At 32.3% G+C, this 14,420-nt stretch carries 20 protein-coding genes and 1 tRNA gene; 5 read left to right on the forward strand and 16 right to left on the reverse strand.

From position 1 onward, the window contains the following. The 4 genes from VMW81_09355 to VMW81_09370 all read left to right on the forward strand — a co-directional run bounded on the left by VMW81_09355 (position 1) and on the right by VMW81_09370 (position 2,058). Positions 1-672, forward strand: coding sequence for a LysM peptidoglycan-binding domain-containing M23 family metallopeptidase (locus VMW81_09355; GenBank protein ID HUU51144.1), 672 nt, complete (start codon positions 1-3; stop codon positions 670-672). 15 nt (positions 673-687) lie between these two features. Further along, positions 688-1,212 carry an adenine phosphoribosyltransferase gene (locus VMW81_09360; protein HUU51145.1) on the forward strand — a complete coding sequence of 175 codons (525 nt, stop codon included), beginning with the start codon at positions 688-690 and terminating at the stop codon, positions 1,210-1,212. A 10-nt stretch (positions 1,213-1,222) separates the two neighbouring features. Then, positions 1,223-1,299: transfer RNA gene (locus VMW81_09365), tRNA-Arg, on the forward strand. A gap of 75 nt (positions 1,300-1,374) precedes the next feature. Continuing rightward, positions 1,375-2,058 carry a tetratricopeptide repeat protein gene (locus VMW81_09370; protein ID HUU51146.1) on the forward strand — a complete coding sequence of 228 codons (684 nt, stop codon included), beginning with the start codon at positions 1,375-1,377 and terminating at the stop codon, positions 2,056-2,058. 64 nt (positions 2,059-2,122) lie between these two features. Here the strand turns inward: VMW81_09370 and VMW81_09375 are convergent, their stop codons facing one another. The 5 genes from VMW81_09375 to VMW81_09395 form a co-directional block, all read right to left on the reverse strand. Next, the gene (locus VMW81_09375; protein HUU51147.1) at positions 2,123-2,290 is read right to left on the reverse strand and encodes a hypothetical protein; all 168 of its coding nucleotides are present in this window, start codon (positions 2,288-2,290) and stop codon (positions 2,123-2,125) included. 60 nt (positions 2,291-2,350) lie between these two features. Beyond that, positions 2,351-2,518 carry a hypothetical protein gene (locus VMW81_09380; GenBank protein ID HUU51148.1) on the reverse strand — a complete coding sequence of 56 codons (168 nt, stop codon included), beginning with the start codon at positions 2,516-2,518 and terminating at the stop codon, positions 2,351-2,353. A gap of 144 nt (positions 2,519-2,662) precedes the next feature. Continuing rightward, positions 2,663-3,010, reverse strand: a complete 348-nt coding sequence (locus tag VMW81_09385; protein HUU51149.1) for a histidine triad nucleotide-binding protein — start codon at positions 3,008-3,010, stop codon at positions 2,663-2,665. A 2-nt stretch (positions 3,011-3,012) separates the two neighbouring features. Then, positions 3,013-3,288 carry a hypothetical protein gene (locus tag VMW81_09390; protein HUU51150.1) on the reverse strand — a complete coding sequence of 92 codons (276 nt, stop codon included), beginning with the start codon at positions 3,286-3,288 and terminating at the stop codon, positions 3,013-3,015. Continuing rightward, positions 3,288-4,187, reverse strand: coding sequence for a diguanylate cyclase (locus tag VMW81_09395; GenBank protein HUU51151.1), 900 nt, complete (start codon positions 4,185-4,187; stop codon positions 3,288-3,290). The genes VMW81_09390 and VMW81_09395 overlap by 1 nt, the downstream gene beginning before the upstream one ends. A 215-nt stretch (positions 4,188-4,402) precedes the next feature. On the opposite strand from VMW81_09395, the gene flgM reads away from it, so the two are divergent. Continuing rightward, the gene (gene flgM / locus VMW81_09400) at positions 4,403-4,699 is read left to right on the forward strand and encodes a flagellar biosynthesis anti-sigma factor FlgM (protein HUU51152.1); all 297 of its coding nucleotides are present in this window, start codon (positions 4,403-4,405) and stop codon (positions 4,697-4,699) included. Positions 4,700-4,736: 37 nt separating this feature from the next. Here flgM and pnp read toward each other — a convergent pair whose 3' ends face one another. The 11 genes from pnp to VMW81_09455 form a co-directional block, all read right to left on the reverse strand. Further along, the gene (pnp, locus tag VMW81_09405; protein HUU51153.1) at positions 4,737-6,842 is read right to left on the reverse strand and encodes a polyribonucleotide nucleotidyltransferase; all 2,106 of its coding nucleotides are present in this window, start codon (positions 6,840-6,842) and stop codon (positions 4,737-4,739) included. Positions 6,843-6,871: 29 nt separating this feature from the next. Further along, positions 6,872-7,141 (reverse strand): 30S ribosomal protein S15, encoded by a 270-nt coding sequence (gene rpsO, locus VMW81_09410; protein HUU51154.1) that lies wholly within the window; start codon positions 7,139-7,141, stop codon positions 6,872-6,874. A 28-nt stretch (positions 7,142-7,169) separates the two neighbouring features. Then, entirely contained in the window at positions 7,170-8,099 is a 930-nt protein-coding gene (gene truB, locus VMW81_09415) for a tRNA pseudouridine(55) synthase TruB (GenBank protein HUU51155.1), read from the reverse strand. Next, entirely contained in the window at positions 8,096-8,449 is a 354-nt protein-coding gene (rbfA, locus tag VMW81_09420; GenBank protein ID HUU51156.1) for a 30S ribosome-binding factor RbfA, read from the reverse strand. Before rbfA ends, truB begins: the two co-directional genes overlap by 4 nt. Positions 8,450-8,465: 16 nt before the next feature. After that, complete coding sequence (locus VMW81_09425; GenBank protein HUU51157.1) at positions 8,466-8,747, reverse strand: DUF503 domain-containing protein; 282 nt, start codon at positions 8,745-8,747, stop codon at positions 8,466-8,468. Positions 8,748-8,764: 17 nt separating this feature from the next. Next, the gene (gene infB / locus VMW81_09430) at positions 8,765-10,762 is read right to left on the reverse strand and encodes a translation initiation factor IF-2 (protein ID HUU51158.1); all 1,998 of its coding nucleotides are present in this window, start codon (positions 10,760-10,762) and stop codon (positions 8,765-8,767) included. A 130-nt stretch (positions 10,763-10,892) separates the two neighbouring features. Further along, positions 10,893-11,150 (reverse strand): YlxR family protein, encoded by a 258-nt coding sequence (locus VMW81_09435; protein ID HUU51159.1) that lies wholly within the window; start codon positions 11,148-11,150, stop codon positions 10,893-10,895. A gap of 18 nt (positions 11,151-11,168) precedes the next feature. Beyond that, on the reverse strand, positions 11,169-12,443 hold the full coding sequence (gene nusA, locus VMW81_09440; GenBank protein ID HUU51160.1) for a transcription termination factor NusA: 1,275 nt from the start codon (positions 12,441-12,443) through the stop codon (positions 11,169-11,171). A 12-nt stretch (positions 12,444-12,455) separates the two neighbouring features. Continuing rightward, entirely contained in the window at positions 12,456-12,923 is a 468-nt protein-coding gene (rimP, locus tag VMW81_09445; GenBank protein HUU51161.1) for a ribosome maturation factor RimP, read from the reverse strand. A gap of 142 nt (positions 12,924-13,065) precedes the next feature. Further along, the gene (ispG, locus tag VMW81_09450; protein ID HUU51162.1) at positions 13,066-14,130 is read right to left on the reverse strand and encodes a flavodoxin-dependent (E)-4-hydroxy-3-methylbut-2-enyl-diphosphate synthase; all 1,065 of its coding nucleotides are present in this window, start codon (positions 14,128-14,130) and stop codon (positions 13,066-13,068) included. 32 nt (positions 14,131-14,162) lie between these two features. After that, a complete protein-coding gene (locus tag VMW81_09455; protein ID HUU51163.1) occupies positions 14,163-14,411 on the reverse strand; it encodes a site-2 protease family protein in 249 nt (82 codons plus the stop codon). Between the last annotated feature and the right edge of the window lie 9 nt (positions 14,412-14,420).

The raw sequence follows: 14,420 nt of genomic DNA on the forward strand, positions 1-14,420 counted from the left end.
ATGATTAAAGATTCAAAGAAAAATTTATATCTTATCTTTGTAATTTTGGCTTTAATTGGATTGATAAGCTGTTCAAGGGTTCTACCGAAAGGATTTTCTTATCCTCATAAGAAAGAAGGAGTTTATCATATTGTAAAAAAAGGAGAAACCCTTTGGGGGATATCGAATCTCTATCATGTTGATTTGGAAGAGATTATAAGAGCAAATCGTATATCTGACCCAAAAAGAACAACTGTAGGACAGAAACTTTTCATTCCTAGAGCGAAAAAGCCTCTCAAAGCAAAAATCCATTCTCCCAAGATTGAGGAATTTATTTGGCCTATAAAGGGCAAAATCATTTCCTATTTTGGTGTAAAAGAAAAAAAGAAAAACAATGGAATAGATATAAGTGTTTCTGGTGAGAGCTATATTGTTGCTATTGCATCTGGAAAAATAATTTTCAGTGACTTTGGTCCCGAGGGATATGGTAAGATGATAATGATAAAACATAGATTCGGCTTTGTAAGCCTATACTCTAATCAAAAAGAAAACTTGGTTACTGTAAACCAAATAGTTAGGCAGGGTGAAAAAATAGCAAGAATAGAGAAAACAAAGGATAAAGAAGAACCATATCTTCATCTAGAAATCAGAAAAAACAGGATTCCAAGAGACCCTCTCTTGTATCTGCCTTAGAAAGGAGATTGATTTATGAATATAGCCGAGAATTTAAGAGAAAAGATAAGGGATATCCCTGATTTTCCAAAAAAGGGTATTATATTTAAGGATATTACAACCCTCTTAAATGACCCAGTTGCCTTTAGTAAAGCCATTGATCTTTTGGGAGATAGATATACAGAGAAAAAAATAGATGTCGTTGTTGGGATAGAGGCTAGAGGGTTTATTATTGGTTCTGCTTTGGCATATAAGTTAGGTGCTGGTTTTATACCTATTAGAAAACCGGGAAAACTTCCCTATAAGACACACAGCATAACATATGAATTAGAATACGGTACAGACCAATTAGAGATTCATCAGGATGCGATTAAGCCTGGGCAAAGGGTCTTGATTGCAGATGACCTTCTTGCAACTGGAGGAACCATAAAAGCTGCTGCTGACCTTGTCGCAAAATTAAACGCAGAGATCTTAGAAATCGCATTCCTCATAGAGTTGACTTTTTTAAGGGGAAGGGATAAACTCAATAAATATAATATTTATTCCTTAATCCAATTTTAGAATTAAATGTGCCCCCGTAGCTCAGTAGGATAGAGCAAGGGATTCCTAATCCCTGTGCCGGAGGTTCGATTCCTCTCGGGGGTACCAAAAAAATTCCCGTCGCTAGTCTTTTTTATCTTTAAAAAGAAAGTAAACGAATATTTTTAAACTTGGAGATGAGAAATGGTTAGAAGAAGAATATTGAAGAAATCTAAAGATACAATTATACCTTTAACCAGTACAGAAAAGATTATTTCATTTATAAACGAAAATTTTAAACTACTCCTATCAACTCTGATCATAATCCTTATATGTATTATAGCTTTTTCTGGTTTTATTCTCTATAAATATAAACTTAATAATAATTCTTATATAATTGAATATAAAGCATTGAAATTATATAGGAATTTAGATATTAAAAAGAATAGAACAGACATTGAAAAAGTTTATTTAGATATTATAAAGAAATATAAAGGAACCAAGGGATCAAAGTTTGCACAGCTTTATTTAGGGAATATCTACTTTAAAATGGAAAAATATAATAAGGCTATAGATCAATATAAAGAACTTTTAAAAGAGGTCAAAAAGAACACAAATCTTTATGATTTAGCCATAATGGGACTGGGTTATTCCTATGAAGCCTTAGGAGATTACAAAAAGTCTATTGCTTTCTTTAAAAAAATCACAGAGGATGAAAATAATCCAAATAAAGTTCATGCATATATGGCAATAGGTAGGTGCTATGAAGGTTTAAAGGATTATAAAGAAGCTATAAAAAGTTACATTTCAATAAATAAAGAATTTCCAACAAATACATGGAAATCTGAATTGATAAATAAGATTGAAGATTTAAAGGCTAAGATATAAGTCTCTGAAATATAAGTACTTTTAAAAAGATAAGAATAGGGTAGGGTAGTTAATATTATTCAAACTACTCGCTTTTTAATCTTAGGATTTCTATTCCAAGAGTGTTATCTATAAGCTTTATTTCTCCTGTTTCATCTAATTCAAGTTTTATGTCTTTCCCTTCTTCTATAAATCTTTTTAATTCATCAAATAATCTACCACGTAAAGTATATGTATATTTATCATTTTCCATTTTTAACCTCCTAAAAGTTAGAATTTATATATGTTATATGGGGTAGGGTAAAGCCGGTTATTATGTAGAACGTTTAAAATCCTCGGAGAAATTTCCTTTTTCAACAGTAATTGTATCTATCTCTTTTTCAGCGATTTCCCTTAATGTCTTAACTGTTTCAGAGCTCTCAATATCTGTTCCTCTTACTGCTTCTATAATCAAAAAAATTTCATCTTTTTTTAACGCCATAAAATTCACCTCCTTAGGGAAATAAATCAATCCTAGAGGCAAATAGAGAATCTTTGTTTAGATATTATTTGACTGCCTTCTAATTTTTGAATTATTATCTGATATTACTTCTGATAAGATATATTATGTAAACTAACAAATATTTTAACCTGGAGGCCAGCCCATTTCTCTTCCGCCAAGAAGATGAAAATGTATATGCAATACAGATTGCCCTGCTCCTCGATTACAATTTGTAACTACCCTGAACCCATCTTTATCAATACCATTTTCTTTTGCCATACTATTTGCAACCATAAATACCGAACCAATAAGATCTTTTTCTACCTCTTTGACCTCTAGTATTGTTGATATATGCTTCTTGGGGATGATTAATAAATGAACAGGTGATTGGGGGTTTATATCCTTGATAACAAAAAGGTCATCATCTTCATATACCTTATCAACAGGTATTTCTCCAGATTCTATTTTGCAAAAAAGACAATCTTTTTCCAACTTTAGTCCCCTTCTCCTTTGTAATTATTGATTAATTCTCTTATTTTAGGAGGTATATAGATATGATCTAAATCAAACTTTGTAAGCTCATTAAGTATGATATCAATCTTATCCTTTAGTCTTAATGACTTATCAACAAATATTACCATATTATTTCTAACCCTACAAAGGCTGCTTTTTATCTTATAGTCATCTTTTTTGAATTCGTCGTACTGAATCTTTACATTTAAAGAATCAGCTATTTTTTCTAAATTTTGGAGAATATATTCATTATTCATCAACTCTCCACATTGAGAACGGCTTTATCCCTTCCCTTTCTTTTTGCTGAATATAAAGCATTATCAGCTAATTGTATAAGGTCAGAATAGCTTTTAACTTTACTTTGTGGGAAACTAGAAACACCAATGCTTATTGTGATCTTTATTATTTTATTATGATTTACTTCAAATTCATTAGACTTAATAACTCTTCTTAGTCTTTCGCTAAATTTATATGCTGATTCAGAATCTGTCTGAGGTAAAATGATTATAAACTCCTCACCTCCATACCTTCCTACAATATCTATATTTCTTGAATTGATTTTGAGAATATCACTAAGCTGCAAGAGGACTTCATCTCCTCTTTGATGTCCATAATTATCATTTACATTTTTGAAGTGATCAATATCTATCATGACACATGAAAGATTATTTTTATAACGAACTGCCTTTTCGAATTCTTCTTCAAAGCGTGATAGAAAATAATTCCGATTATAAAGTTTAGTAAGACTATCAGTAGTAGCCAATCCTAAAAGTTCTTTTTCCAATTTCCTCTTTTCCAGGCCTCGTTTAATAGTCAATTTAAGATCATTGTCTTGACAGGGTTTTATTAAATAATCATATGCACCACCTCTTAGCGCATAAACGGCTGAATCGAGTGATTCATACCCTGTTATAACAATGACCGGTGTATCTGGCGATATTTTCTTTACCTCTTCCAATATATCTAATCCGTTAATACCCTCCATCTTAAGATCGGTGAGAACAATATCAAAACTTTGTTGACTAATTAAGTCTAGTGCTTTTTGGCCGTTATTAACAGGATAAATTTTATATCCATCTTGTTTTAGAATTGTTTCAAAACCTCTAAGTACCAAAGGATCATCTTCTACTATTAATATGTTTGTAGTTTGTTTCATTTTTTAATTTTTTATTAAATAAATATTCTTTGAATATAGAATGTCAGCATTATTTATAGTTTTATCGTCTCTTTTTTACTCTTAGTTTAGGTCTAAATGAAATATATTTTTAATTTTTTTCTCTTTATTTATTAAAGTATTTATAGAATATCCCGATATGTGAATAGATAAATTTATTTATTATTATTAAAATTTCCATCTAAAGGTAATAGAGGATGAAGATAGATTCTTTTGGAACCAATAAAATTAATAATATTCCCTTACCCCTTGATAATATTAAGAAGAAGACTTGTATACCTATAAACAATAAAGTTTCAAACGATAAAATAAATATTTCCAAAAAAGGAAAAGAGATAGTAAAGACTTTTCAAATAATCAAATCACTCCCTGAAACCAGGGAAAACAAGATAGATTCCTTAAAAACAGAAATAAAAAATAATAATTATATTATTGATGCTCAGAAGATTGCTGATAAAATGATTAAGAACAGTCTTGATGAATCGATTATATAATTTTAAAAAACTTTACTAAATCTTTTGTTGTTTTATCTTAATTCTTCTTACTATCAGATATCTTCTTTTCACCCAAGGCCTCTTTGCGGCTTAATCTAATTCTTCCCTGTTTGTCTATATCAAGGACTTTTACCAATATTTCTTCACCTTCACGAAGTTCATCTGATACATTTTTAACATGATGGTCTGATATTTGTGAAATATGAACGAGCCCATCCGATCCAGGAAAAATTTCAACGATGGCTCCAAAATCCATTATTTTTTTAACTGTTCCTAGATATATCTTTCCAATCTCAGCCTCCCGGGTAATCTCTTCTATCATCTTAATTGCTTTTTCCATGGATTCCTTATCTGATGAAATGATTGATATTTCTCCACTATCATCTACTTCAAGATTTGCTCCTGTTTTGTCAATAATGTTTCTAATAGTTTTTCCTCCAGGACCTATGAGTAAGCCGATCTTTTCACTATTAATTTTAATATTCATAATTTTTGGCGCATAACTAGAAATCTGAGATCTTGGGCTTGAGATTACTTCTTTCATCTTTTCTAAGATATTGAGCCTCCCTTCCCTTGCCTGCTCCAGTGCCAGTTTCATAATTTCTTTATCGACACCCTTTATCTTTATGTCCATTTGAATAGCAGTAACTCCTTTTTCAGTTCCTGCAACTTTAAAATCCATATCTCCAACATGATCCTCAATTCCTAATATATCAGAAAGGATAACCGTCTCCTCATCATTTTTTATTAACCCCATTGCTATTCCACCCACAGCCGAAGAGATTGGAGCGCCTGCGTCCATAAGAGCAAGACTCCCTCCACAGACTGTTGCCATGGAAGAAGAACCATTAGATTCGAGTATATCAGATACCAACCTTATGGTATAAGGAAAGGCCTCATTCTTTGGCAATACTGCTGATAGGGCTCTTTCGGCTAAGGCTCCATGTCCAATTTCTCTCCGTCCCGGGCCACTAAGAAACCTGGTTTCACCGACACTAAAAGGGGGAAAATTATAATGGAGCATAAAAGCTTTAGAAGATTTTCCTTCGAAATCGTCTAGCCTTTGTTCATCCATTGATGTTCCAAGGGTAGCACTAACCAGTGCTTGGGTTTCTCCCCTCGTGAACAAAGCAGAGCCATGGGTCCTTGGCAGAATTCCAATTTTAGCTGATACAGGACGAATATCTTTAGTTTTCCTTCCATCCGGTCTAATTTTTTTACTAATAATTAGATTTCTTATCTCCCTTTTTTCTAATTCTTCAAAAATATTTTTGATATCTCTTTCTTTCTCTTCATCATCATCTCCAAAAGAGTCCATAAGATGATTTAACATCTCTTCCCTCTTTTTATTTCTTGCCATTTTAGATGTTTGGATCAATGATTCTCTCAATTTATCTATGATATTTTCTTCAATCTTCTTACTTAATTCTAAATCTATTTGAGGTTCTTCTATCTTCATCTTTTCGACACCAACTTTTTCTACCATTTCAATCTGAAGCTCAACGATATCTTTAATGACGTCATGTCCAAAAAATATTGCGTCTAAAAAAACATTTTCTGAAATTTGTTTTCCTCCTCCTTCTACCATTAAAATACCTTCCTTAGCTCCAGCCACAACGAGATTTATATCGCTTCTGTCTAATTCTTTATAAGTTGGATTGATAATAAAATTATTATCTATTAATCCAATTCTTACTGCTCCAATAGGTCCTTGAAATGGTATTTTTGACATTGATAAAGAGGCTGATGCCCCAATAATTGACAATATATCAGGATCATTTTCTTGATCGACTGATAGAACTATGCCGATTATTTGTATCTCATTATTAAAATATTTTGGGAAAAGGGGTCTTAAGGGCCTATCCATGAGCCTAGAGGTCAAAATCTCTTTTTCACCCGGTCTCCCTTCTCTTTTGAAAAAACCACCTGGAAATTTACCGGCTGCGTAAGCCTTTTGTCTATAATCAACAGTTAATGGTAGAAAATCATATTCATTCTTAACTTCCTTTGATACAACTGCCGTCACTAATACCACTGTATCTCCGTAGGTTACTAACACCGAACCGTCGGCCTGTTTAGCTAGTTCCCCTGTCTCAATCGATAGAGCCTTTCCTCTAATATCTTTTTTTACTTTGTATGCCATCTTATTTACCTCTCCGATTTATAAAACAATTATCTTCTAATACCTAGACGCTTTATTACGTCATGATATCTTTTCATATCTTTTTCTTTAAGGTAGTTTAATAATTTTCTTCTTTTATTAACAAGTTTCAATAATCCTCTTCTTGAGTGGTGATCCTTTTTGTGATGCTTAAAATGCTCTGTAAGATAACTTATTCTTTTGCTGAGTATTGCTATTTGAACCTCTGCAGAACCTGTATCTTTTTCATGAAAGTGAAACTCATTAATAATGGACTCTTTATCACTCTTTGTTAAAACCATATATTCTTCCTCCTCTTTTCTATATTATCTATATTAAGATCTTTTTTGGTCTCAATACTACGTCTTCATCATCTAATCCTAATAAATCTTTTCTGGCAATAAGAGTTTTACCTAAAGCTAACAATTTACCTTTAAAGTTTTTTATAAGCACATTATCATCGGATAAAAAATCCTTTGATATATCATTAATGCTCTTTTTCCAGAGAGGCATTCCATTCAATAATGTTTTTTCCTCTCCTTCTTTAATAAATATAGTCGGCATAAAATTCAATACATCATCAATAGGAATGACCACGTCTTTTAGTTTATTACATTCTTTTAATTCATGCAATCTTGAAATAGTTATTGCGTTGGAAATGTCAAAAATTCCTACACTTGTTCTTTGAAGTTCTACCATATGAGCTCCGCAGCCTAAACTCTCTCCAATATCATTAAAGAGAGTTCTGATATATGTCCCTTTAGAACATCTTATTTTTAATGTAACTAATTCATTTTTTTTATCTATTAAATTCAAAGCATAGATTTTGACTTTTTTTGGATTAACCTGAACGTTTAGACCTTTTCTTGCTAATTGGTAAAGCCTTTTTCCTTTATATTTAGCAGCAGAGTACATGGGAGGAGTCTGATAAATTTCACCTTTGAATTTTTTTAATACACTCATTAACTTCTCTTTTGAGACTTTAGTATCGGGGCTTTCTGATAATATCTTTCCCGAGGCATCTTGAGTATCAGTCTTAGTTCCTAATTTCATAACTCCAATATAAATTTTTTCAAAATCAGAAATTAACTCAACTATCTTAGTAGCCTTACCAATACATATGGGCAATAAACCACTTGCCTCAGGATCAAGGGTTCCTATATGTCCTATTTTTTTAACATTTAATATACGTCCAATATGACTAACGATACTATAAGAAGTTGGCCCCTTTGGTTTATTAAAATTAATAATTCCGTTCATTTATCTTTACTTTTTATCTCTTCCAATTTCTTAGATATATTCGCTGCATGTTCAATTGAGTCATCTATTTTAAATATCAATTCAGGGATATGTTTTAACCTTAATCTTCTACCTAGCTCTCCACGAATGAATCCAGAAGCACTTACAAGTCCCCGTAAAGTTTGAATTTTATCAGTTTCTCTCCCTAGGATACTTACAAAAACCTTTGCATAACGAAGATCCTTAGTAACCTCTATTTTTGTTAGTGTTGAAAATCCTATTCTAGGGTCTTTAATATCTCTCAGTAACAACTGAGAAATTTCTTTCAGGAGTAATCCGCTCACTCTCTCTGTTCTTTTTGAATAGGGCATATTTATTATAAGATAATTATAAGATTTGGATTTCGTAATCAATCAGTTCTGCAAGACAGAGGTTTTCTATAAAGCTGACTATGTTGACTAATATGCTGTCTGCATGTTTTTTATCATTGCTAATCGTAGCAATACCGATATTTATTTTCTGCCATTTGTCATGATCTTCGATTTCTGCGATAGAAACATTAAATTTATTTTTCACTCTTGCAACAATACTTTTAACTACCTTCCGTTTTCCCTTTAAAGAAGAGTTTTCAGGTAAGTGCAAAACTAGTCTACAGACACCAATAAACATTTTTTTAACAAAAAAACTTATTTTACTTTCTCATAAAAGAAAGTTTCGATTATATCCCCAACTTTTATATCTTGAAAATTTTCTATACCGATTCCACATTCATAGCCGCTTTGAACCTCATTTGCATCCTCTTTGAATCTTCTAAGAGATTCGATTCTTCCTTGATAGATTATAACATTATCTCTTAATAGCCTTGTCTCTGAACCTCTTTTAATTATTCCTTGAGTAACATGGGATCCGGCTATAGGTCCAATTTTTGGTATGTTAAAGACCTCTCTAATTTCTGCTCTTCCGAGCATTCTTTCTTTGAATTTTGGTTCTAATAATCCTTTTATAGCCGCCTTTACATCATTGATAGCATCATAGATTACAGTATAGATCCTCATATCTAATTTTTCTTTTTCTAAAAATTCTGATGCCTTTGGAGTTGGTCTTACATTAAACCCAATAATAATAGCATTAGAGGCAGATGACAACATTACATCTGATTCTGTAATGCCTCCAACAGCTCCATGAACGATTTTCAGTATAATATCTTTTGTACTAAGTTTTTCCAATGAGTCTTTAAGGGCCTGAACCGATCCGTGGGTATCTCCTTTAATCAATATATTTAATTCTTTTATGTCCCCTTTTTGGATTTGTGTATAGAGATCATCTAGAGTAACTTTAGAAGTTTTGGCTAATCCTTCTTCACGTTGTTTTGTCTGTCTTAGAATACCTATTTGTCGTGCCTTTCTCTCATCTGACACAACCACAAAAGAATCTCCAGCTAATGGTACTCCTGACAGACCAAGAACTTCAACAGGGGTTGATGGTCCAGCCTCCTTTATCTTTTTTCCTCTATCGTTAATAAGGGCTCTTACCTTTCCATAATTTAGACCTGCTATAAAAGATTGTCCCTCTTTAAGGGTTCCGTTCTGGATTAAGACAGTAGCAACAGGTCCCCTTCCCTTGTCTAGCTTTGACTCGATAACAATACCCTTAGCTAGTCTTTTTGGATTTGCTCTTAATTCTAAAACCTCTGCCTGCAAAAGTATCATCTCTAATAGATTTTCAATACCTGTTCTTTTTTTCGCAGAGGTCTCTACAAATATTGTTTGTCCTCCCCACTCCTCAGGAACCAGATTAAATTTCATCAAATCTTTTTTTACTTTTTCAATATTGGCGTTGGGTTTATCTATCTTATTTATTGCAACAATAATAGGGACTTGAGCTGCTTCAGCATGGTTAATCGCTTCTTCTGTCTGAGGCATGACACCATCGTCTGCAGCAACTACAAGTACAACTATATCTGTAACTTGAGCCCCTCTTGCTCTCATTGAGGTAAAAGCCTCATGTCCAGGTGTATCTAAAAATACAATTTCTCCTTTTTCAATCTCAACCTTATAGGCCCCAATTTGCTGTGTTATACCACCTGCTTCTTTACCTATAACATTAGTCTTTCTAATTACATCTAATAAAAGGGTTTTACCGTGGTCTACATGTCCCATAATAGTGACTACTGGAGGCCGAGGAATAAGCAAAGAAGGGTCTTCTTTTTCTTCCTGAAAAGTTTCTTCTCGTTCAATTGAATAAATCTCAGCCTCAAATCCAAAATTTTTTGCAATTACCCTTACTGCTTCAATATCAATAACCTGATTAATGGTTGCTATTATTCCCATTGCCATTAATTTTTTTATTATTTCGTTTGGCTGAACATTTAATTTTTCCGCTATCTCCTTTACAGTAATTGCCTCGCTCAATTGAATCTTTTTTAATCTTTTTTCCTGAGTAGATGTCGGAATTTCTTCTTTTTCTTTTATTTGATGAGTAACATCTTTCTTTTTTAATTTCTCTTCCTTCTTTTTTACCTTTCTTGATTCAGATAAGACCTCGAGAATTAAATCAGAAGTCTCTTTATCAATGGTGCTCATGTGACTCTTTACTTCTATTCCCTCTTTTTTGAGTTCTTCAATGAGCAGTTTACTATCTTTTTTTAATTTCTTAGCCAATTCATAAACTCTAATTTTACTCATAAATTATCCTTCTTCTATTCTAAAGTAGTCTATTGAAAAATAATTAAAGTTCGCATGTATTACTTTTGTTTATTTTGAATTAATATGTTCCTTTCCCAAAACTTTTCATTTTGGATATCATTTTTGTAACTTATTCTTTTATACTTTCAAAGAAATCTCTTTTATTTGGTTTTAATACTTCATCTTTAAAAACCTTGTCTAAAAATCTATTTTTTAAAGCTAACTCGATACAATTTGTATTTGGACATATATATGCACCCCTCCCCGGTAGTTTCTTATCTACATCGATTTTAATATTTCTATCCGGGGTCTTAACAATCCTAATTAAATTTGATTTATCTGAAGTTTTTTTACATCCTATACAAGTTCTTTGAAACTTTTTCTTCATAAGATTAAAGATCTCAAACTATGGGATAATTTTACTATTATCATCTTCTTTACTTAAATAGTTTTCTGCTAGTGACTTGATTCTTTCAGCAGTTTTTCCCCCTATTCCTTTTATAGACATAAAGGTTTTTATATCAGCTTTTAAAATATCGTTGATTGTCTCAAAACCATTATTTAATAATAATTCTGTTGTTTTCTTCCCAAGACCGGTAAGTGATTGAGCAATAGATATGGTACCTTCAATATTTTCCTGCTCACTTTTATATTGACTTTCACTTTTAATATCTATTTTCCAGTGGATCAACCTGGCTGCCAATCTAACATTCTGACCTTTCTTACCAATTGCAAGAGAAAGCTGGTCATCATTGACAATAACTTCCATAGATTTATCTTCTTTATTTAGTTTTACCAAAGAGATTTTAGCAGGACTTAATGCATTAATAGCAAAAGTCTCTGGGTCTTCTGACCATTTAACAATATCGATCTTCTCGCCTCTTAGCTCTTGAACAATAGACTGGACCCTCGAACCCCTTATACCCACACAGGCTCCAACAGGGTCTACATCCTTATTTTTAGAAAAGACTGCAATCTTTGATCTGCCTGTGGGTTCCCTTACCGCTTCTTTTATTTCAATAATTCCTTCGTCGATTTCCGGAACCTCAAGTTCAAATAGTTTAAACAAAAATACTGGATGAGTTCTCGACAAGAATATCTGTGGTCCTTTAGAAGTCTTCTTTACATCAATAATATATGCTTTTATTCTCTCACCCCTCCTAAAGGATTCTCTAAAGCTTTGTTCTCTTCTAGGTATGATAGCTTCAGCCTTTCCAAGATCTATAAAAATATTCCCCTTTTCTTCTCTTTGTACAATGCCATTAGCTAACTCTCCTTGCCGTCCATTAAATTCATTAAAGATGAGATCCCTTTCAGCCTCTCTAACCTTTTGTACGATTATCTGTTTTGCTGTCTGTGCTGCAATTCTTCCAAAATCTTCTATTTCAAAAGGAATTTCAATCTTGTCACCTAAGCTGGCCTTAGGGTCAATTTTAATAGCATCCTCCAATAATATCTCATTATCTTTATCTTTGATATCTTTGACAATCTCTTTACAAGAAAAAAGTTTGATTTTTCCTGTTTTATCATCAAAATCAGCCTGCAGGTCATTTATATTATAACCAAAGCGTTTTTTTGATGCAGAGAGCATCGCTGTCTTAACAGCCTCAATTAAAATCTCTTTATCTATGCCCTTCTCTCTTCCTATCTGTTCAATAACATGGATTAAATCATGATTCATGAAAAACTTCTCCTAAAATTCTATCTCTAATCTGGCATTAGATATCTGGTTATACGGTATATTTATTATTCCATCGTTTTTTATCTTTAAAGTGAGAATATCATTTTTGAAATCGATAATCTTACCTATAAAGTTTTTTTTGTTATTGTAAGAATTAATGGTGTTTAACTTAACTATTCTTCCTTTGTATCTAATATAATCTTCATTTTTCTTCAAAGGTCTATCAAGCCCAGGGGAAGAAACTTCTAATATATAGCGCCTATCAATAAGATCTTCAACATCCAAAATAGCCCCTACCTGGGTGCTAATATTTTGACAATCATCAAGAGTTACTCCTCCATCTTTCTTATCGATAAATATTCTCAGAAAAAAATTTTTACCACCTTTTGAAAATTGTAAGTCTACTAGTTCAAAACCTTCTTCATGAATTATAGGAGCGATAATTTTTCTTATCCTGAAAATTAAATTATCTTTATTCATAATGTCTATTTTTTACTATTAACCTATATTTTCATCAAAAATGAGTTAAAATTAAAAAAGTGGGTTTTAGGACCCACTTTTTTAGTAGACCTTTTAATTTATAAAAAAGTTATCATACAAAAAAAAAGATTGCAAGAAAAAACTAATTGTCTTTCAGCATTTTTTCTATCTCTCTAATAAGTACTTTTTCCATCTCCTCTTCTCTTATTTTCCTGATGATTTCTCCTTTATGAAACAAAACACCTAAACCTTTTCCCCCTGCTATACCAATATCAGCTTCTTTTGCTTCACCAGGACCATTAACAATGCATCCCATGATAGCAACTTTGATTGGCTTAGAAGCATGATTCAACTTCTTCTCAATCTTATTCACTAATGATGTTAGGTCGATCTCACATCTGCCACAGGTAGGGCAGGAGATGATTTCAATACCTCTTTTTCTTAGGTGAAGACTATTAAGTATTTTAAAACCTACCCTAACTTCTTCTCTAGGATCACCTGTTAAAGATACCCTTATTGTATCACCTATTCCTTCTGAAAGAAGAATTCCTATGCCTACTGATGATTTTATAGTCCCACCAAAAACGGTTCCTGACTCAGTTATCCCCAAATGAAGAGGGTAATCTATTTTTTTAGAAATCATTCTATATGCACTCAAGGTTGTCAATATATCAGAGGCCTTTAGAGATATCTTTATCAATCTGAAATCAAGTTCTTCAAAAATAGAAACATGCCTTAATGCACTTAGTACCATAGCTTTAGATATATTCTTAGGATACGTCTTGATAAGGTCTTTTTCTAGCGAACCAGCATTTACCCCGATTCGTATTGGTATATTTTTATCTTTGGCCGCTTTAACAACCTCGGCAATCTTTCTCTTTCCACCAATAATATTTCCAGGATTTAACCTTAATGCATTGATATCTTCTTGAATAGCTTTTAATGCCAATTTATAATCAAAATGAATATCAGCAATTAAAGGAATACTTATTTTCTCTTTAATCTTCCTCAGCTTTTCGGCTGCCTCAGTATCTGGTACAGCTATTCTAACAAGTTCACAACCTACCCTTTCTAGTTCTCTAATCTGTTTTACAGTTGTGTCTATATCCCTCGTATCTGTCTTCGTCATCGACTGAACAGCAATAGGAGCCTTCCCTCCTATCTTTACTCCACCTATTGATATACTCAAAGATTTTCTTCTCTTCATTTTTTATTTATTAAAGATTTACAAACGAAAAGCTATCTACCAAATAGCCGTAATATATCATTATAAAAGGCGAATAACATTAAAGAAACAATAAATATAAGACCTATCTGTTGAGCCATCTCTCTCTTCTTTAGGCTAATGGGCCTACCTAAAATAGCTTCTAAAGAAAAAAATAGAATATGTCCACCATCTAAAATAGGGATCGGGAGAAGATTGAGGATTCCTAAGTTGATACTTAGAAACGCAAGGAAGATATATAAATTTGGATTGAAAATACCAATTTTTACCTG

This window comes from Nitrospinota bacterium (assembly GCA_035528715.1).
In the GTDB taxonomy this organism is placed as follows: domain Bacteria; phylum JADFOP01; class JADFOP01; order DATKYB01; family DATKYB01; genus DATKYB01.

Excerpts from the sequence above, each read along its gene's own strand:
- VMW81_09355 (HUU51144.1), top strand. The coding sequence starts at position 1 with ATGATTAAAGATTCAAAGAAAAATTTATATCTTATCTTTGTAATTTTG.
- VMW81_09360 (HUU51145.1), top strand. The coding sequence starts at position 688 with ATGAATATAGCCGAGAATTTAAGAGAAAAGATAAGGGATATCCCTGAT.
- VMW81_09370 (HUU51146.1), top strand. The coding sequence starts at position 1,375 with ATGGTTAGAAGAAGAATATTGAAGAAATCTAAAGATACAATTATACCT.
- VMW81_09375 (HUU51147.1), bottom strand. The coding sequence starts at position 2,290 with ATGGAAAATGATAAATATACATATACTTTACGTGGTAGATTATTTGAT.
- VMW81_09380 (HUU51148.1), bottom strand. The coding sequence starts at position 2,518 with ATGGCGTTAAAAAAAGATGAAATTTTTTTGATTATAGAAGCAGTAAGA.
- VMW81_09390 (HUU51150.1), bottom strand. The coding sequence starts at position 3,288 with ATGAATAATGAATATATTCTCCAAAATTTAGAAAAAATAGCTGATTCT.
- VMW81_09395 (HUU51151.1), bottom strand. The coding sequence starts at position 4,187 with ATGAAACAAACTACAAACATATTAATAGTAGAAGATGATCCTTTGGTA.
- flgM (HUU51152.1), top strand. The coding sequence starts at position 4,403 with ATGAAGATAGATTCTTTTGGAACCAATAAAATTAATAATATTCCCTTA.
- pnp (HUU51153.1), bottom strand. The coding sequence starts at position 6,842 with ATGGCATACAAAGTAAAAAAAGATATTAGAGGAAAGGCTCTATCGATT.
- rpsO (HUU51154.1), bottom strand. The coding sequence starts at position 7,141 with ATGGTTTTAACAAAGAGTGATAAAGAGTCCATTATTAATGAGTTTCAC.
- truB (HUU51155.1), bottom strand. The coding sequence starts at position 8,099 with ATGAACGGAATTATTAATTTTAATAAACCAAAGGGGCCAACTTCTTAT.
- rbfA (HUU51156.1), bottom strand. The coding sequence starts at position 8,449 with ATGCCCTATTCAAAAAGAACAGAGAGAGTGAGCGGATTACTCCTGAAA.
- VMW81_09425 (HUU51157.1), bottom strand. The coding sequence starts at position 8,747 with ATGTTTATTGGTGTCTGTAGACTAGTTTTGCACTTACCTGAAAACTCT.
- infB (HUU51158.1), bottom strand. The coding sequence starts at position 10,762 with ATGAGTAAAATTAGAGTTTATGAATTGGCTAAGAAATTAAAAAAAGAT.
- VMW81_09435 (HUU51159.1), bottom strand. The coding sequence starts at position 11,150 with ATGAAGAAAAAGTTTCAAAGAACTTGTATAGGATGTAAAAAAACTTCA.
- nusA (HUU51160.1), bottom strand. The coding sequence starts at position 12,443 with ATGAATCATGATTTAATCCATGTTATTGAACAGATAGGAAGAGAGAAG.
- rimP (HUU51161.1), bottom strand. The coding sequence starts at position 12,923 with ATGAATAAAGATAATTTAATTTTCAGGATAAGAAAAATTATCGCTCCT.
- ispG (HUU51162.1), bottom strand. The coding sequence starts at position 14,130 with ATGAAGAGAAGAAAATCTTTGAGTATATCAATAGGTGGAGTAAAGATA.